Here is a 15841-nt window from a genome sequence, read left to right on the forward strand (position 1 = left end):
ACCGTCCCGCCGACAAGCGGCACGCGTCGTGACAGGGGCGGTGCGACGTCGATGAGCGGCGGAAGCGCGACTGCCGATCCAGCGTGATGGTCCGGTCCGGTAACCTTTGTGCAGTTGGCTGGGTGTTAAGGGAGACTGGCGCGATTCGGACAACGCGTGGAACGGGCGGCGATCGGGTTGCCTGACCGGAGGCAGGACGTGGCGAGCAGAATGGACGGGGCTTTGCCGAACCAGTTGGTCGATGGGCAGGAGCTTGCCGCGCCCGACGCCCAGCCGGGCAGCGATCGGCGTGGCGCGCGGCGGCATGCCACCGTGTTGCTGGTCGGCCAGGTCCGCCATCGCGGCATCGACGCCATGTGCCTGGTCCACGATATCTCTCCCGGCGGTGTCATGGCACGCTTCACCACGATTCCCGTGGTCGGGGAGGATGTGCAGATTTCCGTGCGCGGCATGGCGGCCGCACGCGCCAACATCCGCTGGGTCCGGGGATACAAGGCAGGCCTCGCCTTCGACACGCCGCAGGACCTGTCCAAGGTGCTGGGCAAGGAAGACGGAAAGGTCGCGCGCGCCCCCCGCTTCGCCGTGTCGCTGGCGACGCAGATGACCGTGCGCGGAGAGCGGACGGTGGTGGAACTGGTCGACCTGTCGCCCGGTGGCGCGAAGCTGATCGTAGACGGGCCGCTGACGCCGGGAACACCGGTCCAGCTGTCGTTGCCCACCGCGCCCGCACCGCTGCCCGCCACGATCTGCTGGTGCAAGGATGGCCGCATGGGCCTGCGCTTCACCTTTCCGCTCAGCATGACGATGCTGGCCGACACGCTGGCGCTGGGCGATCACGAAACCGACACATTGGACGATTAGGACCCCGGGCGGGGGAACGGCAAGACAACGGCGCGGGCATCGTCCGCGAACAGCAAGGAAGCAGGCGTCAGCGCGCGCTTCCCTGTCGGTACGCATCCCCCGGACAAATCTTTGGGGGTTTCTTCGTGACCAAGTTCCAGTTGCTCAAATCCGCCCTGCTGTTCGGCATTGCCGGCGCGGCCATGCTGCCCGGATCGGCCATGGCGCAGTCGGCGACGCCCGGCGCCGATCATGCCGAGGCACAGGACGTCGCCACCGACGCCGCCCAGACGGGTGAGGGCCAGTCGGGCGATCTGGGCGAAGTGGTCGTGACGGCGGAGCGCCGTTCGGAGAATCTGCAGCGCGTGCCCGTGTCGGTCGCGGTGATCGGCGGCGGTGACCTGCGCAATTTCCAGTCGGCGGGCGAGGACATCCTGGCGCTGTCGGGTCGCGTGCCCGGCCTGTACGCGGAAACCACGACGGGGCGCATCTTTCCGCGATTCTACATCCGTGGTCTGGGCAATATCGACTTCTATCTCGGTGCGTCGCAGCCGGTGTCGATCATCCAAGACGACGTGGTGCTGGAGCATGTGGTGCTGAAGTCGAACCCGGTGTTCGACGTCAACCAGGTCGAGGTGCTGCGCGGGCCGCAGGGGTCGCTATTCGGCCGCAACACCACCGCCGGCATCATCAAGTTCGACACGAATCGTCCGACCCAGACGCTGCAGGGTCGCGCGTCGGCATCCTATGGTGAGCTGAACACCTCCACCTTCGACGCGGGCATCGGCGGCCCGATCGTGGCGGACAAGATCGCGTTCCGCCTGTCGGCGCTGGTGCAGCACCGGGAGGACTGGGTCGACAACACCTTTGCCGGCGTGAGCCAGGACGGCACGCTGACTCCGCTGGACAAGGCGATGGGCGGGTTCGACGACCGCAACGTCCGGTTGCAGGTGCTGCTGACCCCGACCGACCGGTTCTCGGTCAACGTGTCGGCGCATGCCCGCGATTATGACGGCACCTCCACCCTCTTCCACCGCGCCGCGCTGAAGAAGGGGTCCAACGACGTGTCGGCCGAGCCGCGCGACCGCGTCGCCTATGACGAGGGGCAGAACAACCGTCAGGCGTACAACACCTATGGCGGGTCGGTGAACGCCAGCTACGATTTCGGGCCGGCGACGCTGACCTCGATCAGCGCGTACGAGACCACGTCCGGGTTTTCGCGTGGCGACACGGATGGTGGCGCAGCGGCGAACTTCCCGGTCAACGGTGTCGCCAACGGGTTCGGCCAGAGCCGCGGCAACGTCCGCGACCTCAGCCAGGTGACGCAGGAAGTGCGCATCGCCAGCCCCTCCGATGGGCGCTTCACTTGGCAGTTCGGCGGTTTCTATTTCCAGCAGAACGACACCACCGACTTCTACCAGCGCGCGTTCTTCCTCAACACGGCGGCGCGCAATCCGAACAACTTCGTCCGGCTGCACGACCTGAACACCAGCTGGGCCGGTTTCGGCCAGGCCAGCTTCAAGGTGACGCCGGACTTCACGATCACCGCCGGCGCGCGCGAGACCAAGGATACGAAGCGCACCCGCCTGCTCAAGACCGCAGATACCGCAGCAGGCCGCGTCACCTATAATGGCCGCCGCTACGTCCGCCTGTCCGACACCACGCCCAGCTGGGACGTGTCGGCGCTGTATCAGGTCGACCCTAGCAACAGCGTCTATGCCCGCGTTGCGCGCGGCTTCCGCGGCCCCACCATCCAGGGCCGATCGGCGGTGTTCAACAGCGACTTCACCACGGCGAATTCGGAAACGATCACGTCCTACGAGGTCGGGTCGAAGGGCACGTACCTGGACAACCGGCTGCGCCTGAACGCGTCGCTGTTCACCTATACGGTCGACGACATCCAGCTGAACGGCAACGATGCGGACGGCAACGGCGTGCTGTTCAACGCGGACAAGGCACGCGCCTGGGGCGTGGAGCTGGACGCGCAGTACCGCCCGATACCCAACCTGACGCTGACCGCCGGCGCCAGCGCGCTGAAGAGCAAGATAGAGGATTCGCGCGCCGAGGCCCAGGTCTGCGCGCTGAACGGTTCGGTCGTCTGCACCGTGCTGGACCCCGTGCGGCGCGTGAACACCGCCTTCGGTCCGGTGTTCCTAGCCAACATCAACGGCAACCCGCTGCCCAACGCGCCGAAATGGACGCTGGACGCCACCGCCCGCTACGACCAGCCTCTGAAGGACGGGTCCAGCCTGTTCCTGGCGGTGGACGGCAACGTCCAGGGCTACACCAACTTCGTGCTGTACAAGACGCGTGAGTTCTATGCCGACGGCAACTTCGAGCTGGGCCTGAAGGTCGGGTATGCCGCGCCGGGCGGGGATTGGGAGATTGCGGCGTTTGCCCGCAATCTGACCAACGAAAAGAACCTGAAGGGCGTGATCGAGAACTACATGGCGGCGGTGTTCAACGACCCGCGCGTCATCGGTATCTCGCTGAGCGGCAAGATTCGCTGAGGTCGAGCGAAAGCGACTGAAGCGATCAGGGGGCGGTGCCGATGCGGTGCCGCCCCTTTTTCTACGCCTTAACGCCGGCACCCCGCACCGCGCCCGCATCCGGATCGAGCGGCCAGCGCGCGCGCGCCGGCGTGTCGAGTGGGTCCGTCAGCCCGGCGGCGAACCGCTCGCATCCGGCCCAGGCGATCATCGCCGCATTGTCGGTGCACAGCCAGGACGGCGGCGCGACGAAGCGGATGCCGTGCTCGCCCGCGAGTGCCTCCAGCGTGCCGCGTACCGCACCGTTCGCGGCAACCCCGCCGGCGACGACCAGGGCCTGCACCGGTCCGGCGACCGCCAGCGCGCGGCGCGTCCGGTCGATCAGGCATTCCACCACGGCCAGCTGAAACGAGGCGGCGATGTCGGCGGGCGCGTGCTGGCCCACCGCCCGCGCCACCGCGCTCTTCAACCCGGCGAAGGAGAAATGCGGTTCCGCCGCACCTTTCAGCGGACGGGGCAGGGGCACAGCGCGCGCGTCGCCGGCCGATGCCAGCCGCTCCACCGCCGGCCCGCCGGGATAGCCCAGGCCGAGCAGCTTGGCCGTCTTGTCGAACGCCTCACCCACGGCGTCGTCGATCGTGGTCGCCAGCCGCCGATACGCGCCGACCCCCTCGACCAGCAGCAACTGGCAATGCCCGCCGGACACCAGCAGCAACAGGTAGGGATAGCTCAGGTCCGGGTCGGCGAGACGCGGGCTGAGCGCGTGCCCCTCCAGATGGTTGACCGCGACCAGCGGCTTGCCCGCCGCGTGGGCCAGCGCCTTGCCGGTGACCAGCCCCACCATGACCCCGCCGATCAGGCCGGGCCCGGCGGTGGCGGCCACCGCGTCCACGTCCGCCAGGGATACACCGGCATCGGCCAGCGCGGCGGCGATCAGCGGCTCCATCGCCTCGACATGCGCGCGGGCGGCGATTTCGGGCACCACCCCGCCAAAGGGGGCGTGCGCCGCCTCCTGTCCCGCCAGCCGGTGTGCCAGCACCCGCCGGTCGCCGGTGACCAGCGCCGCCGCGGTTTCGTCGCACGAGGATTCCAGACCAAGGATCAGCATGAGCGGCGAGATAGGCGTGCGGACCCGACTTGTCGAAGGGCACGCGCCTTGCCATGGCGGAACCATGGTCCAGTTCCGTCTCGGCACGCGCGGCTCCGCGCTCGCCCTTGTTCAGGCCGGCATGGTGCGCGCGGCCTTGTGTGCTGCCCATGGCTGGACCGAGGATCAGGTGGAGACGGTGGTGATCCGCACCACCGGGGACCGCGTGCAGGACCGTGCGCTGGCCGAGATCGGCGGCAAGGCGCTGTGGACGCGCGAACTGGACCGCGCGCTGTTGGCCGGGGAGGTCGATGCCTGCGTCCACTCGATGAAGGACGTGGAAACTATCCGGCCGGATGCGATCCGTATCGCCGCCATGTTGCCGCGCGCCGACGTGCGTGACCGGCTGATCGGTGCGCAATCCATCGCGGCGCTGCCCCATGGCGCGACCGTGGGGTCCAGTTCGCCGCGGCGACACGCGCAGCTTCTGCGCATGCGCCCCGACCTGAAGGTCGTGATCTTTCGCGGCAACGTCGACACCCGTCTGGCGAAGCTGGCGGCGGGTGAGGTGGACGCGACCCTGCTGGCGGCAGCCGGGTTGGACCGGCTGGGACGCGGCCATGTCGGCCAGCCGATCGATCCCGACGTCATGCTGCCAGCCGCATCGCAGGGCGCGGTCGGGCTGGAAACGCGGGCGGACGACACGAATGCGCTCGCGTTGCTGGCGCCTCTGGATCATGCCGGCACCCATGCCTGTGTTCGGGCGGAGCGCGCGTTGCTCGCGGGACTGGTCGCCGATTGCCATTCGCCGGTCGGCGCAATGGCCGACATGGATGGCGGCACGTTGCGGCTGCGCGGCGAGCTGATCGCGAACGACGGCGCGGCCTGGGTCGCCGGAGAGATGACCGGTGACGATCCGGAAACGCTGGGTCAGGCGCTGGCCGTCGACCTGCTGGCCCGCGCACCGGATGCGGTCCGTCGCCTGTTCGGGGCGTAATGGGAACCGCCCCGGTGGCCGCGCTGGTGCTGCGCCCGGAGCCGGGGAATAGCGTCACGGCCAAGCGACTATCGGAAGCGGGGATCGTCGCACACCGGCTGCCCCTGTTCCTCGTGCGCCCGCTCGACTGGGTGGTGCCCGACCCAGCCCGCTTCGACGCGCTGCTGCTGACCAGCGCGAACGCGGTGCGTCATGCCGGCGCGGGACTGCTCGCGCTGGCCGGGCTGCCCGCGGTTGCGGTCGGCCAGGCGACAGCGAGGCAAGCGGAGGACGCAGGCCTGTGCGTGACCGTGGTGGGCGCCGACGATGCCGCGACCGTAGTGGCGCAGGCGCGCGCGGCGGGCCTGTCACGCCTGCTCCACCTCGGCGGTCGGGAGCGGGTGGCGTTGGCCGATGTCGAGGGCATCGCGGTGTACGCCAGCGACGAAGTCGCGGTGGCGCCGTCCGCCCTGGAAAGACATGCCGGTGCCGTGGCGATGCTCCATTCCGCCAGGGCGGCCGCACGCTTCGCGGCGCTGGTCGATGCGGCGGAACAGTTGCGACAGGATTGGCGCCTGGCCGCCTTGAGCATGGCCGTGGCGCAGGCGGCGGGCGAGGGGTGGGGCGAGGTGCGCGTTGCCCCGGCTCCCACCGATCGGGCACTGATCGATCTGCTGGCGCGCTACCCCGACGCGTCCCGATCGGCCGGCGCGGATTGACGCCCGTCGGCGGCATGGGGATAAGCGGCGTCATGAGCGGATATTCGTCGACCGACCACAGGCGATCGCGTGTCCGCTGGGCATGGGTCGGCATGCTGCTGCTGGCCGCGTTCGCCGCCGGATTGCTGACCGCGCGCTTTGCCCTGACCCGTTTGCCCTGGCTGGCCGGGGAACAGCGATCGGGCGACGTGCAACCGGCCTCGACCTCAGTCACTGCGCCTGCGTCCCACCTGGCACAGGCGGCGCATGTCGCCGGCTCCACGACGGCAGCCTCCACCATCGACCCGGACACGCTGGACACGCGCGAGGCGGCGCTTGCCGCGCAGCTCGCTTCGCTGGAGGCCCGGACGGCGACGCTGGCGGCGGATGCTGGTGCGGCGGGAGGGCAGGCGACCCGTGCGGAGGCGGCGCTGGTGGCATTTGCAGCACGGCGCGCGGTCGATCGGGGGTTGGGCCTCGGCTATCTGGAAGGGCAGTTGCGCACGCGCTTCGGCGTCAGCGAACCCGACGCGACAGAGCAGGTGATCGGCGCGGCGCGCCAGCCGCTGACACTGGAGGATCTTCGCCAGGGTCTCGACGCGATCGCCGGGGATCTTGCCACCGGAACGCGGGGCGATGGCTGGTTCGCGGGGCTGAGACGTGAGTTGTCCGGTCTGGTTACGCTGCGCAAGGTCGGCACGCCGTCCCCCCTGCCGGCCGATCGGCTGGCCCGTGCGCGGCGATTGATCGAAGCGGGGCAGGTCGAGGCGGCGCGGGCGGAGGTGTCGCGGATGCCGGGCGCGTCGGAGGCACGCAACTGGCTGGGCGCGGCCGACCGCTATATCGCGACGCGCCGCGCGCTGGACAGGCTGGAGGGCGCGGCGATCACGGGCCGGACGGTGGCGGCGTAGGCTTAGGCTCGCGCTCGGTTCAGCCGGTCGGCTCTCGCTTCGTCCCCAGCCGGTCCATCAACGCCATGGCGCCCTGGGGCGCGCGCACCTTTGCTCCGTTGATGAAGAACACGAACGTGTCCCGGGCGCGCGCCGGCGGCGCATCGGTCGTGACATAGGGCAGGCCGTCCGGCCGTTCGCCCGCCTGCCACGCCCGCGCGGTGGCCGCCCACCGGTCGAGCGCGTCGTCGTCATAGCCGGTCGGAACGGACTCCTCGGCCTGCTCCAGCCGCGCATAGACGAAGTCGCCGGTGACATCGGCGATGGCCGGATATTCGGCAGAATCGGCATAGACCAATGCGACACCCGCGGCGCGTGCCATGTCCACGAACTCGGGCACCTTGAAACTGCCGTGCCGCACCTGGACCGCGTGGCGCAAGGTGACGCCGGCATGGCTCGCGGGTAGCAGCGCCAGAAACGCCTTCATATCCTCAGCGTCGAAGCGGCGGGTGGCCATGAATTGCCACAGGATCGGCCCCAGCTTGTCGCCCAACTCGGTCAGGCCCTGTCCAACGAAGCGCTGGATCGACTCGCCCGCCTCCGCCAGCACCTTGCGCGTCGTGCAATATCGCGACGCCTTGACCGCGAACACGAAATCCTCGGGCACCGTGTCGCGCCATCCGGCCCAGGTCGCCGGCTTGAACGAGGAATAATAGCTGCCGTTGATCTCGATCGCGCTGAGCTGGCGCGAGGCATATTCCAGCTCACGCTTGTGCGGCCATTTGTCCGGGAAGAAGGTCCCGTGCCACGGCTCATAGGTCCAGCCGCCGATGCCGATTCGCATGGTCATGCCGCCAGTGTAGCAGGAGTTGCCGGCTGCACGAGTGGGCGACGGGACGCTCATGCCCAGGCGGTGCCGGATGGCCGTACGGTTTGTCAGTGCCTATATCCCCACAGATCGGCGGAACGGCGTGCGGCAGGTGCCCGAGCGCGCCCGGGGGAGTGAAGCGACATGACTGACGACCGCCTGGTTTCCTTCGACCCCGCGACCGAGGCCGTGATCTGGGAAGGTCGCGCCGCCGGTGCCGCCGAATGCGATGCGGCGATCGCAACGGCGCGTCGCGCCTTCCCCGCATGGCGGGCGACGGCGCTGGAGGACCGGGTCGCGGCGGTGCGGCGGTTTGCGGGCGTGCTGGAGGCGCGCCGCGACGCCCTGGCGGAACTGATTTCGCGCGAAACGGGCAAGCTGCTCTGGGAAACGCGGGCCGAGATCGGGTCGATGATCGCCAAGGTGGAGGTGTCGATCGCCGCTCAGACGGAGCGTGCGGGCGCGCGATCGGCGGACACCGCGTTTGGCCGCGCCGTGCTGCGGCACCAGGCCCATGGCGTCATGGCGGTGCTGGGCCCGTACAACTTTCCCGGCCACCTGCCCAACGGACATATCGTGCCGGCATTGCTGGCCGGGAACACGGTGGTCTTCAAACCATCGGAGGTCACGCCCGCCACCGGAGAGGCCATGGCCGCGGCATGGGCGGAGGCTGGATTGCCGACAGGCGTCTTCAACCTGGTCCAGGGCGGCCGTGCGACGGGGGAGGCGCTGGTCGGGGGAGACATCGACGGACTGCTGTTCACCGGATCGGCCACCGCCGGCAGCGCGCTGCGCCGGGCGCTGGTGGACCGGCCGCACGTCATCCTGGCGCTGGAGCTGGGCGGCAACAATCCGTTGATCGTGTGGGACTCGCCGGACGAAGCGGCGTCGATCATCGTGCAATCCGCCTTCGTCACCACCGGTCAGCGCTGTTCCTGCGCGCGTCGACTGATCGTGCCGGCGGGTGCCGTCGGCGATGCGGTGGTACGCGCGCTGGCCGAGATGACCGACCGTCTCGGCATCGCTGCCTGGGACGAGTCTGGTGAGGCGTTCATGGGCCCGCTGGTGTCGACCGCGGCTGCATCGTCCGCACGGCGCGCGGTGCAGGACGTGGTGGCGCGGGGCGCGCAGGTGGTTCGGCCGTTCGATGGGGTCAGCGGACGCAGCGAGGCGTTCGTCACCCCGGCGATCCTGGACGTCACCGGCATCGCCGTGCCCGATGCGGAGATCTTCGCGCCCGTGCTGACGGTTGTGCGGGTGCCTGATTTCGACAGCGCGATCGCCGCGGCGAACCGTACCAGCTTCGGCTTGTCCGGCGGGCTGGTCAGCGCGGACCCGGCATTGTGGACCCGCTTCGTCGAGGGCGCGCGGGCAGGGGTGGTCAACCGCAACCGGCCGACCACGGGGGCCGCGGCGACCATGCCGTTCGGCGGCATCGGCGCATCTGGCAATCACCGGCCCAGCGCCTATTACGCCGCCGATTATTGCGCCTATCCGATTGCCAGTTTCGAAGCGGACGCGGTCGTGCCGGTTCCGGTGCCCGGCCTCTGACGGCCTGAGCGGACATGTCCGTTCGGTTGAATAGTCGACCGGGCGTTGTTCTAGTAAGGTAGCCGAAAGGCTCGCGCGCAAGCAGGCCGCAGGCAGCACGGGCCTGATCGATCGTCGCTGCGGGAAAGGTCCGCTGGAGCGGGCGAAGGGATTCGAACCCTCGACCCCAACCTTGGCAAGGTTGTGCTCTACCCCTGAGCTACGCCCGCTCTGGCGTTCTGGTCCGGGCCAATCGAATGGTCCGGCCGGGTGAGGTGGCGCCTCTAGCAGCGGTCCGGTTGCTCGGCAACCCCCGTTTGCGTCTTTCTTCTTAACGGTTGGATCGCCGCCAAAAAGTGTGCCCGGCCGGAGGGTTCAGGGGGTGGTGACCGGGCACAAGGAGGGACTGTGAAGGTTCGCACACCGGGGATGCCCCGATGCGCGATGGCATCCAGATAGCGCGCCAACATGTCCGGCAGACGGGCGCTCTGTGAGGAAAGGTTTCCGACCGACCCCGCGTTGACCGCCGCGGACCTTCCACCTACCTCCGCCGACCATGACCGCGCCCACCATTGTGCTTGTCGAGGACGATCCGGCGCTGCGGACGCTGACCGCGCGCGCGTTGCAGGAGAACGGCTTCACGGTCCGCTCCGCCTCGGCGGCGCCCGAAATGTGGCTGGCGCTGGATGCCGGCCCCGCCGACCTGGTGATCCTCGACATCATGCTGCCCGGCACCAGCGGCATCGACCTGTGCCGCGCGCTGCGCCAGAAAAGCGACGTGCCGATCATCTTCGTGTCCGCGAAGGGCAGCGAGACGGATCGCATCGTCGGGCTGGAACTGGGTGCCGACGATTATGTCGCCAAGCCGTTTTCCGCGCGCGAACTGATCGCGCGGGTCCGCGCCGTGCTGCGCCGCCCTCCGCTCGACCGCCGATCGGGTGAGCGAGAGGATGGGGTGATCCGGTTCGAGGGCTGGACGGTCAGCCTGCCGCGCCGATCGCTGACATCGCCGACCGGTGCGTCGGTGGAACTGACGGGTGCGGAGTTCGACCTGCTGGTGGTGCTGCTCGACCATGCGGGCCGCGTGATCGCGCGCGAACGGCTGATCGAACTGTCGCGCACCCGGTTGGGCGACAGTTCCGACCGCAGCGTGGATGTGCTGGTCAGCCGCTTGCGCCGCAAGCTGTCCAGCGCCGGCCATGCCGCGCCGATCGTCACCGTACGCGGCGTCGGGTACATGCTCAACGCGCCGGTGGACCGGGCCTGAGGATGGCGATCGGCCGCCTGCCCAGGTGGTCCGGCGGGCTGGTCGGGCGAATTGTCGCCATCCTGCTGCTGACGTTGATGTTCGAGTTCGCGGCGAGCACGCTGCTGTACGAGCGTGCCAGCCAGTTCTCCGTCCGGGACGATGAGGCGCGTCGGCTGGCGGAGCATCTGGTCATCAGCCGCAAGTTGATGGCGGAACAGCCCGTGGAACAGCGCGGCGACATGGCGGCCGAGTTGACCACCACCCGCTACACGATCGCGTGGAACCCCGCGCCACCGCCACCGCCGCCGATCGCGCCCGCGCTGGACACGATGCGGCGCCAGATCATCGACTGGGAACCGGCGCTGCGCGGTACGGACCTGCACGTGCGCTTGACCTCTCCCGGACGGGGCGCCGTGGTGTCGGGCGCGCTGCGACTGCCCGATGACGGCTGGCTGTATTTCCGCACGCGCGAGCCGGTGAAGGGCATCAACCTGGCGATGGAGCGTATCCTGCTGGCACTTGTGCCCGCAGCCGCGCTGATGGTGCTGGGCGGCACCATGGTTCGTCGCACCATGCTGCCGCTGCGTCGGCTGACCGAGGCGGCGGACCGGGTGGGGAGCGGGGCGGAGGCGCCGGTGCCGGAGGATGGGACGGGCGACGTGCGCCGTGTCACGGTCGCCTTCAACCGGATGCAGGACCGGATCCGGCGCCTGATCGCCGGTCGGACGCAGGCGCTGGCGGCGGTCGGCCACGACCTGCGCACGCCGCTCGCGCGGCTGCGGCTGCGCGCGGAGGCGATCGAGACGCCCGAACTGCGCCACGCGATCGGGGAGGATGTGGCGGAGATGGACGCCATGGTGGCCTCGCTGCTCGCGTTTCTCGGCGGGGACAGCGATCCCGAATCGCCGGTGCTGGTCGATGTGGCGGTGATGGCGGCGACGCTGGTCGACGACGCGATGGATCGTGGTCGGGAGGCGGATTACGACGGGCCCGACCATTGCGAGCTGTGGGCGCGACCGGTGGGCTTGAAGCGCGCGCTGACCAACCTGGTCGACAATGCACTGCACTATGGCGACCGCATCCGGGTGGTGCTGGAGCCCGGCGAGGACGAGGTCGCGATCCATGTCGATGACGACGGCCCCGGCATCGCGCCCGACAAGCTGGAGGAGGTGTTGCAGCCGTTCGTCCGCCTGGACCCCGCGCGGGGCCGCGACACGGTCGGGTTCGGCCTTGGGCTGCCCATCGTGGTGCAGGCGATCGGTGCGGAGGGCGGGCGGCTGGCCCTGTGCAATCGCGCAGGTGGCGGTCTGCGCGCCACTGTGATCCTGCCGAAGAACGATCACTGATCCCCGGCAACGATTTGTTACAAGGGCGCGGCCGGGCAGCAACGCAGCGTCGCTAGCAGGTGATCCGTAAAGCGCCCGAGCTGCGGGCGCCATCAAGGAGCACCCGCCATGAACGAACTCATCGGCCGCGTCTTCAGCTTCGAAAAGCAGGTCTTTCCCGAGGCGCAAGCGCTGTATTCGAAGCTCGCCAGCCATGGTCAGAGCCCCAAGGCACTGATGATCTCCTGCGCCGATTCGCGCGTGGTCCCCGAACATATCATGCAGGCGCAGCCCGGCGACCTGTTCGTGTGCCGCAACGCCGGCAACATCGTGCCCCCGTTCATGGAGAATATCGGCGGCGTGTCCGCGACCGTGGAATTCGCGGTGGTGGCGCTGGGCGTGCGGGACATCATCGTGTGCGGCCATTCCGACTGCGGTGCGATGAAGGGCCTGGCCGGCGATCCGAAGAAGCTGGAATCGATGCCCAACGTCGCATCCTGGCTGCGTCACGGCTCTGCCGCGCGGCAGGTGGTCGACCAGAGCTATCCGGAACTGGACGATGGCGAGCGTGTCCACGCGCTGGCGCTGGAAAATGTCGTCGCGCAGATCGCGCATCTTCGCACGCACCCCTCCGTCGCGGCCGGTATCGCACGCGGCGAAATCGCGCTGCACGGCTGGTTCATCGAGATCGGCGAGGGCACGCTGCTCGCCCTGGACGGTGAGAGCGGTCGCTTCATGCCGATCCGCGAGGATCGCCCGCTGCCGGTCGCGCTCCCTGCGGCAGAGCGTCGCGCGCACGATTTCGACCTGGCCGCGGAATGAGCGCGCCGGCGGCACTGGACACCGTATCCGCGCGGGTGACGGGCGAACCCGGTCGTCCGGGCGTCTCCGTCCCCAGGATGCAGTTCCTGGGGCGCGACCTGACGGCATCGATCGTCGTGTTCCTGGTGGCCATGCCGCTGTGCATGGGGATCGCGGTGGCGTCCGGGGTGTCGCCGGAAAAGGGCCTGATCACGGGCATCATCGGCGGGCTGGTCGTGGGCGCGCTGGCGGGATCGCCATTGCAGGTCAGCGGCCCGGCTGCTGGTCTGGCGGTGATCGTCTATGAACTGGTGCGCGACCAGGGCCTGTCGGCACTAGGGCCGATCCTGATCCTGGCGGGCCTGATCCAGGTCGCGGCCGGCATCTTCCGCCTGGGCGGCTGGTTCAAGGCGATCAGCCCGGCCGTGGTGCACGGCATGCTGGCCGGGATCGGCGTGTTGATCGTGGTGGGTCAGTTCCACGTCCTGTTCGACGCCCGCCCGCTGCCCAGCGGGCTCCAGAACCTGGCCGCGATACCCAGCCGGATGCTCGGGCTCGACCCGACCAACATCTCCGCGACGGAAGCGGCGTTCGGCATCGGCCTGCTGACCATCGCGGCGATGCTGGGGTGGGAGAAGCTGCGTCCGGCCTCGCTGCGGCTGGTGCCCGGCGCGCTGGTCGGGGTGCTGGCGGGCACGCTGGCTGCGTTCATGTTGGGGCTGCCGGTGACGCGGGTCGCCGTGCCCGAATCGATCACGGCGGCGATCACCCTGCCCGATGCGAGTATCCTGGCGAAGTTCCTGGACCCGGCGGTGCTGACCAGCGCGCTCGCCATCGCCTTCATCGCCAGTGCCGAGACGCTGTTGTCGGCGGCGGCGGTGGACAAGATGCATGACGGCGTCCGCACCGATTACAACAAGGAACTGCGCGCGCAGGGCATCGGCAACCTGTTGTGCGGCGCGGCCGGCGCGCTGCCGATGACGGGGGTGATCGTGCGCAGTTCCGCCAACGTCCAGGCGGGTGCGGTGACGCGGGCGTCCGCGATGCTGCACGGCGCGTGGATCCTGGGCTTCGTGGCGCTGCTGCCGTGGGTGTTGCGGGAGATTCCGATGGCCGCGCTGGGCGCGATCCTGGTGGTCACGGGGGTTCGGCTGGTCAATCTGGTCCATGTGAAACATCTGGCGCGCGACCATGGCCTTTTGCCGCCGGTGATCTGGGCCGCGACGCTGTTGACGGTGGTGCTGGAGGATCTGCTGACCGGCGTGCTGGTCGGCATCGGCCTGTCGCTGCTCGAACTGGTGCCGAACCTGAAGCGGCTGCGCCTGAAGATCTATCAGGATCACGACGAGGCGGGTCATCGCCTGGCGCTGGACGGCGCGGCGACGTTCGTGGCGATCCCGAAGCTGTCGGACGCGCTGGAGGGGATTCCGGCGGGCCGCCCCGTGACGCTGGACATGAGCAAGGTTCCGGCGGCGGACCATAGCAGCCTGGAACTGCTGCGCGACTGGCTGCAACGCCGGCGCGCATCGGGTGCGCCGGTATTGGTGACCGGCAGCTCGCCAAAGGTCGAACTGGGTTAGGAGAGCGACCCACGAAAGCGGGGTCGACGACGGCGACGCGGGGGATTGATGCCGGTCCCCCGCGTCGTTAGCATGTGCAGCATCCGGATGATCGGCCCCGCAACGAGCGGTCGGCAGCGGATGCAGGAGGAGCCTCTTTTCAGACGGAGGTTCCTATGAAGTCCCTTGGTTTTGCCGCGGCGTTAGTGACGCTCGGCCTGTCCACACCCGTATTCGCGCAGGATACCGCACCGCCCAAGCCGATCACGGTGTCCGGCAGTGTCGGGCTGGTGTCGGATTATCGCTTTCGCGGCGTGTCCCAGACCGACGAGGAGATGGCCGTTCAGGGCGGCCTGACCATCGCCCATGAAAGCGGGTTCTACATCGGCACATGGGCGTCGAACCTGTCCGGCTGGGGCACGTTCGGTGGCGCCAACATGGAACTGGACCTGATCGGCGGGTACAAGACGCCGATCGGCGGCGGCGGCACGCTGGACGTCGGGCTGACCTGGTATGTGTATCCCGGCGGTGCCGACAAGACCGACTTTGCGGAACCCTATGTGAAGCTGTCGGGCACCACCGGGCCGCTCAACCTGACCGCCGGTGTCGCCTATGCCCCCAAGCAGCAGGCGCTGGGCCGCTGGTATTATTCCGGCGCATCGGCGGCGGCTGGGACCTATGACGATCCGGGCGACAAGGAGGACAATCTGTATCTGTGGGGCGATGCCAATGCGGGCATTCCTGGCACGGGCCTGACTGCCAAGGCGCATATCGGCTATTCGGACGGCAATCGCGGCCTGGGCCCGAACGGCACCAGCGTGGCACCGACCGGCAAATATTGGGATTGGATGCTGGGCGCCGACTACGCGATCAAGGGGACGCCGCTGACCGTCGGCGTCGCCTATGTCGACACCGACATCAGCCGCCGCGAATCGGCGTACCTGCTGCCCAATTTCGCATCCACGAAGGATGGCGGTTCGATCGCGGGATCGCAGGTGGTGTTCGCCCTGTCGGCGGCGTTCTGACCTGAGGGCCCCGGCCATGGCCTCTCGGGGCCGTGCCGGGGCTCGACCTGGCTGAGGTTACGGGGACGTTCGGCGAACGCCTGCACGATTCTGCCTTGGCGTGCAGGTGGTTGGAACATTACAGGAACTCGGGTGAGCGAATCGTTTGCCCGTCCTGAGTCGGCGCGTGGCCGCACTTTCTGCGTGCAAAGCGAGGTGCGGCGGCGGGAGGGTCGTCGGCGTCTCGCCTATGTCCGTCCGCTCGGTCGGGTTCGCTGTCAGGCGAGTCGTGCCAGCGATGGACGTGGCCAGCGTCAGGCCGATGCCGCTGCATGCGCGCATTGTACCGAAATGCTCGGGACCTGTGGCCAGACGCCGACGGGGTGCAGCGGTGCCATATGACGCGCGAGCGGCCAGTTCGCTGTGTGCCCCGTCGTCTTCGCACATGGCACACGCGTGCGAGGCGGGCGTGAGGCAAGGTTGCCGCCCGTACGCTGGCGCTCCTCATTGCTGTGTGTCGGCAGC

The 15841-nt window shown here is 69.0% G+C and carries 13 protein-coding genes and 1 tRNA gene; 11 read left to right on the forward strand and 3 right to left on the reverse strand.

Going from position 1 to position 15841, the window contains the following annotated elements; genetic code table 11:
• The first annotated feature begins 210 nt into the window (after window positions 1-210).
• Complete coding sequence (locus BMX37_RS14890) at window positions 211-861, forward strand: PilZ domain-containing protein (protein ID WP_093666549.1); 651 nt, start codon at window positions 211-213, stop codon at window positions 859-861.
• A gap of 125 nt (window positions 862-986) precedes the next feature.
• On the forward strand, window positions 987-3350 hold the full coding sequence (locus BMX37_RS14895) for a TonB-dependent receptor (protein WP_093666550.1): 2364 nt from the start codon (window positions 987-989) through the stop codon (window positions 3348-3350).
• Window positions 3351-3411: 61 nt separating this feature from the next.
• Here BMX37_RS14895 and tsaD read toward each other — a convergent pair whose 3' ends face one another.
• On the reverse strand, window positions 3412-4437 hold the full coding sequence (tsaD, locus tag BMX37_RS14900; protein ID WP_093666551.1) for a tRNA (adenosine(37)-N6)-threonylcarbamoyltransferase complex transferase subunit TsaD: 1026 nt from the start codon (window positions 4435-4437) through the stop codon (window positions 3412-3414).
• 64 nt (window positions 4438-4501) lie between these two features.
• Between tsaD and hemC the strand changes: the two genes are divergently transcribed.
• The 3 genes from hemC to BMX37_RS14915 are packed head-to-tail and all read left to right on the forward strand — an operon-like array spanning window position 4502 to window position 7001.
• Window positions 4502-5413: a hydroxymethylbilane synthase gene (gene hemC / locus BMX37_RS14905; protein ID WP_093666552.1), complete on the forward strand. Its 912-nt coding sequence runs from the start codon at window positions 4502-4504 to the stop codon at window positions 5411-5413.
• Window positions 5413-6111, forward strand: a complete 699-nt coding sequence (locus tag BMX37_RS14910) for a uroporphyrinogen-III synthase (protein ID WP_093666553.1) — start codon at window positions 5413-5415, stop codon at window positions 6109-6111. The genes hemC and BMX37_RS14910 overlap by 1 nt, the downstream gene beginning before the upstream one ends.
• A gap of 32 nt (window positions 6112-6143) precedes the next feature.
• Window positions 6144-7001: a hypothetical protein gene (locus tag BMX37_RS14915; protein ID WP_093666554.1), complete on the forward strand. Its 858-nt coding sequence runs from the start codon at window positions 6144-6146 to the stop codon at window positions 6999-7001.
• A gap of 19 nt (window positions 7002-7020) precedes the next feature.
• Here the strand turns inward: BMX37_RS14915 and BMX37_RS14920 are convergent, their stop codons facing one another.
• Window positions 7021-7830: a DUF72 domain-containing protein gene (locus BMX37_RS14920; protein ID WP_093666620.1), complete on the reverse strand. Its 810-nt coding sequence runs from the start codon at window positions 7828-7830 to the stop codon at window positions 7021-7023.
• A 162-nt stretch (window positions 7831-7992) separates the two neighbouring features.
• Here BMX37_RS14920 and astD point away from each other — a divergent pair, with 162 nt between their 5' ends.
• The gene (gene astD, locus BMX37_RS14925; RefSeq protein WP_093666555.1) at window positions 7993-9399 is read left to right on the forward strand and encodes a succinylglutamate-semialdehyde dehydrogenase; all 1407 of its coding nucleotides are present in this window, start codon (window positions 7993-7995) and stop codon (window positions 9397-9399) included.
• Window positions 9400-9533: 134 nt separating this feature from the next.
• Here the strand turns inward: astD and BMX37_RS14930 are convergent.
• A tRNA-Gly gene (locus BMX37_RS14930) sits at window positions 9534-9608 on the reverse strand.
• 326 nt (window positions 9609-9934) lie between these two features.
• On the opposite strand from BMX37_RS14930, the gene BMX37_RS14935 reads away from it, so the two are divergent.
• The 5 genes from BMX37_RS14935 to BMX37_RS14955 all read left to right on the forward strand — a co-directional run bounded on the left by BMX37_RS14935 (window position 9935) and on the right by BMX37_RS14955 (window position 15337).
• Window positions 9935-10645, forward strand: a complete 711-nt coding sequence (locus BMX37_RS14935; RefSeq protein ID WP_093666556.1) for a response regulator — start codon at window positions 9935-9937, stop codon at window positions 10643-10645.
• A gap of 2 nt (window positions 10646-10647) precedes the next feature.
• Entirely contained in the window at window positions 10648-11973 is a 1326-nt protein-coding gene (locus tag BMX37_RS14940; RefSeq protein WP_093666557.1) for an ATP-binding protein, read from the forward strand.
• Window positions 11974-12081: 108 nt separating this feature from the next.
• Complete coding sequence (locus BMX37_RS14945; RefSeq protein ID WP_093666558.1) at window positions 12082-12774, forward strand: carbonic anhydrase; 693 nt, start codon at window positions 12082-12084, stop codon at window positions 12772-12774.
• Window positions 12775-12851: 77 nt separating this feature from the next.
• Entirely contained in the window at window positions 12852-14333 is a 1482-nt protein-coding gene (locus BMX37_RS14950; protein ID WP_093666621.1) for a SulP family inorganic anion transporter, read from the forward strand.
• A 155-nt stretch (window positions 14334-14488) separates the two neighbouring features.
• Window positions 14489-15337: a TorF family putative porin gene (locus tag BMX37_RS14955; RefSeq protein WP_093666559.1), complete on the forward strand. Its 849-nt coding sequence runs from the start codon at window positions 14489-14491 to the stop codon at window positions 15335-15337.
• Window positions 15338-15841: the final 504 nt, after the last annotated feature.

It is taken from the genome of Sphingomonas gellani, assembly GCF_900110035.1.
In the GTDB taxonomy this organism is placed as follows: domain Bacteria; phylum Pseudomonadota; class Alphaproteobacteria; order Sphingomonadales; family Sphingomonadaceae; genus Sphingomonas; species Sphingomonas gellani.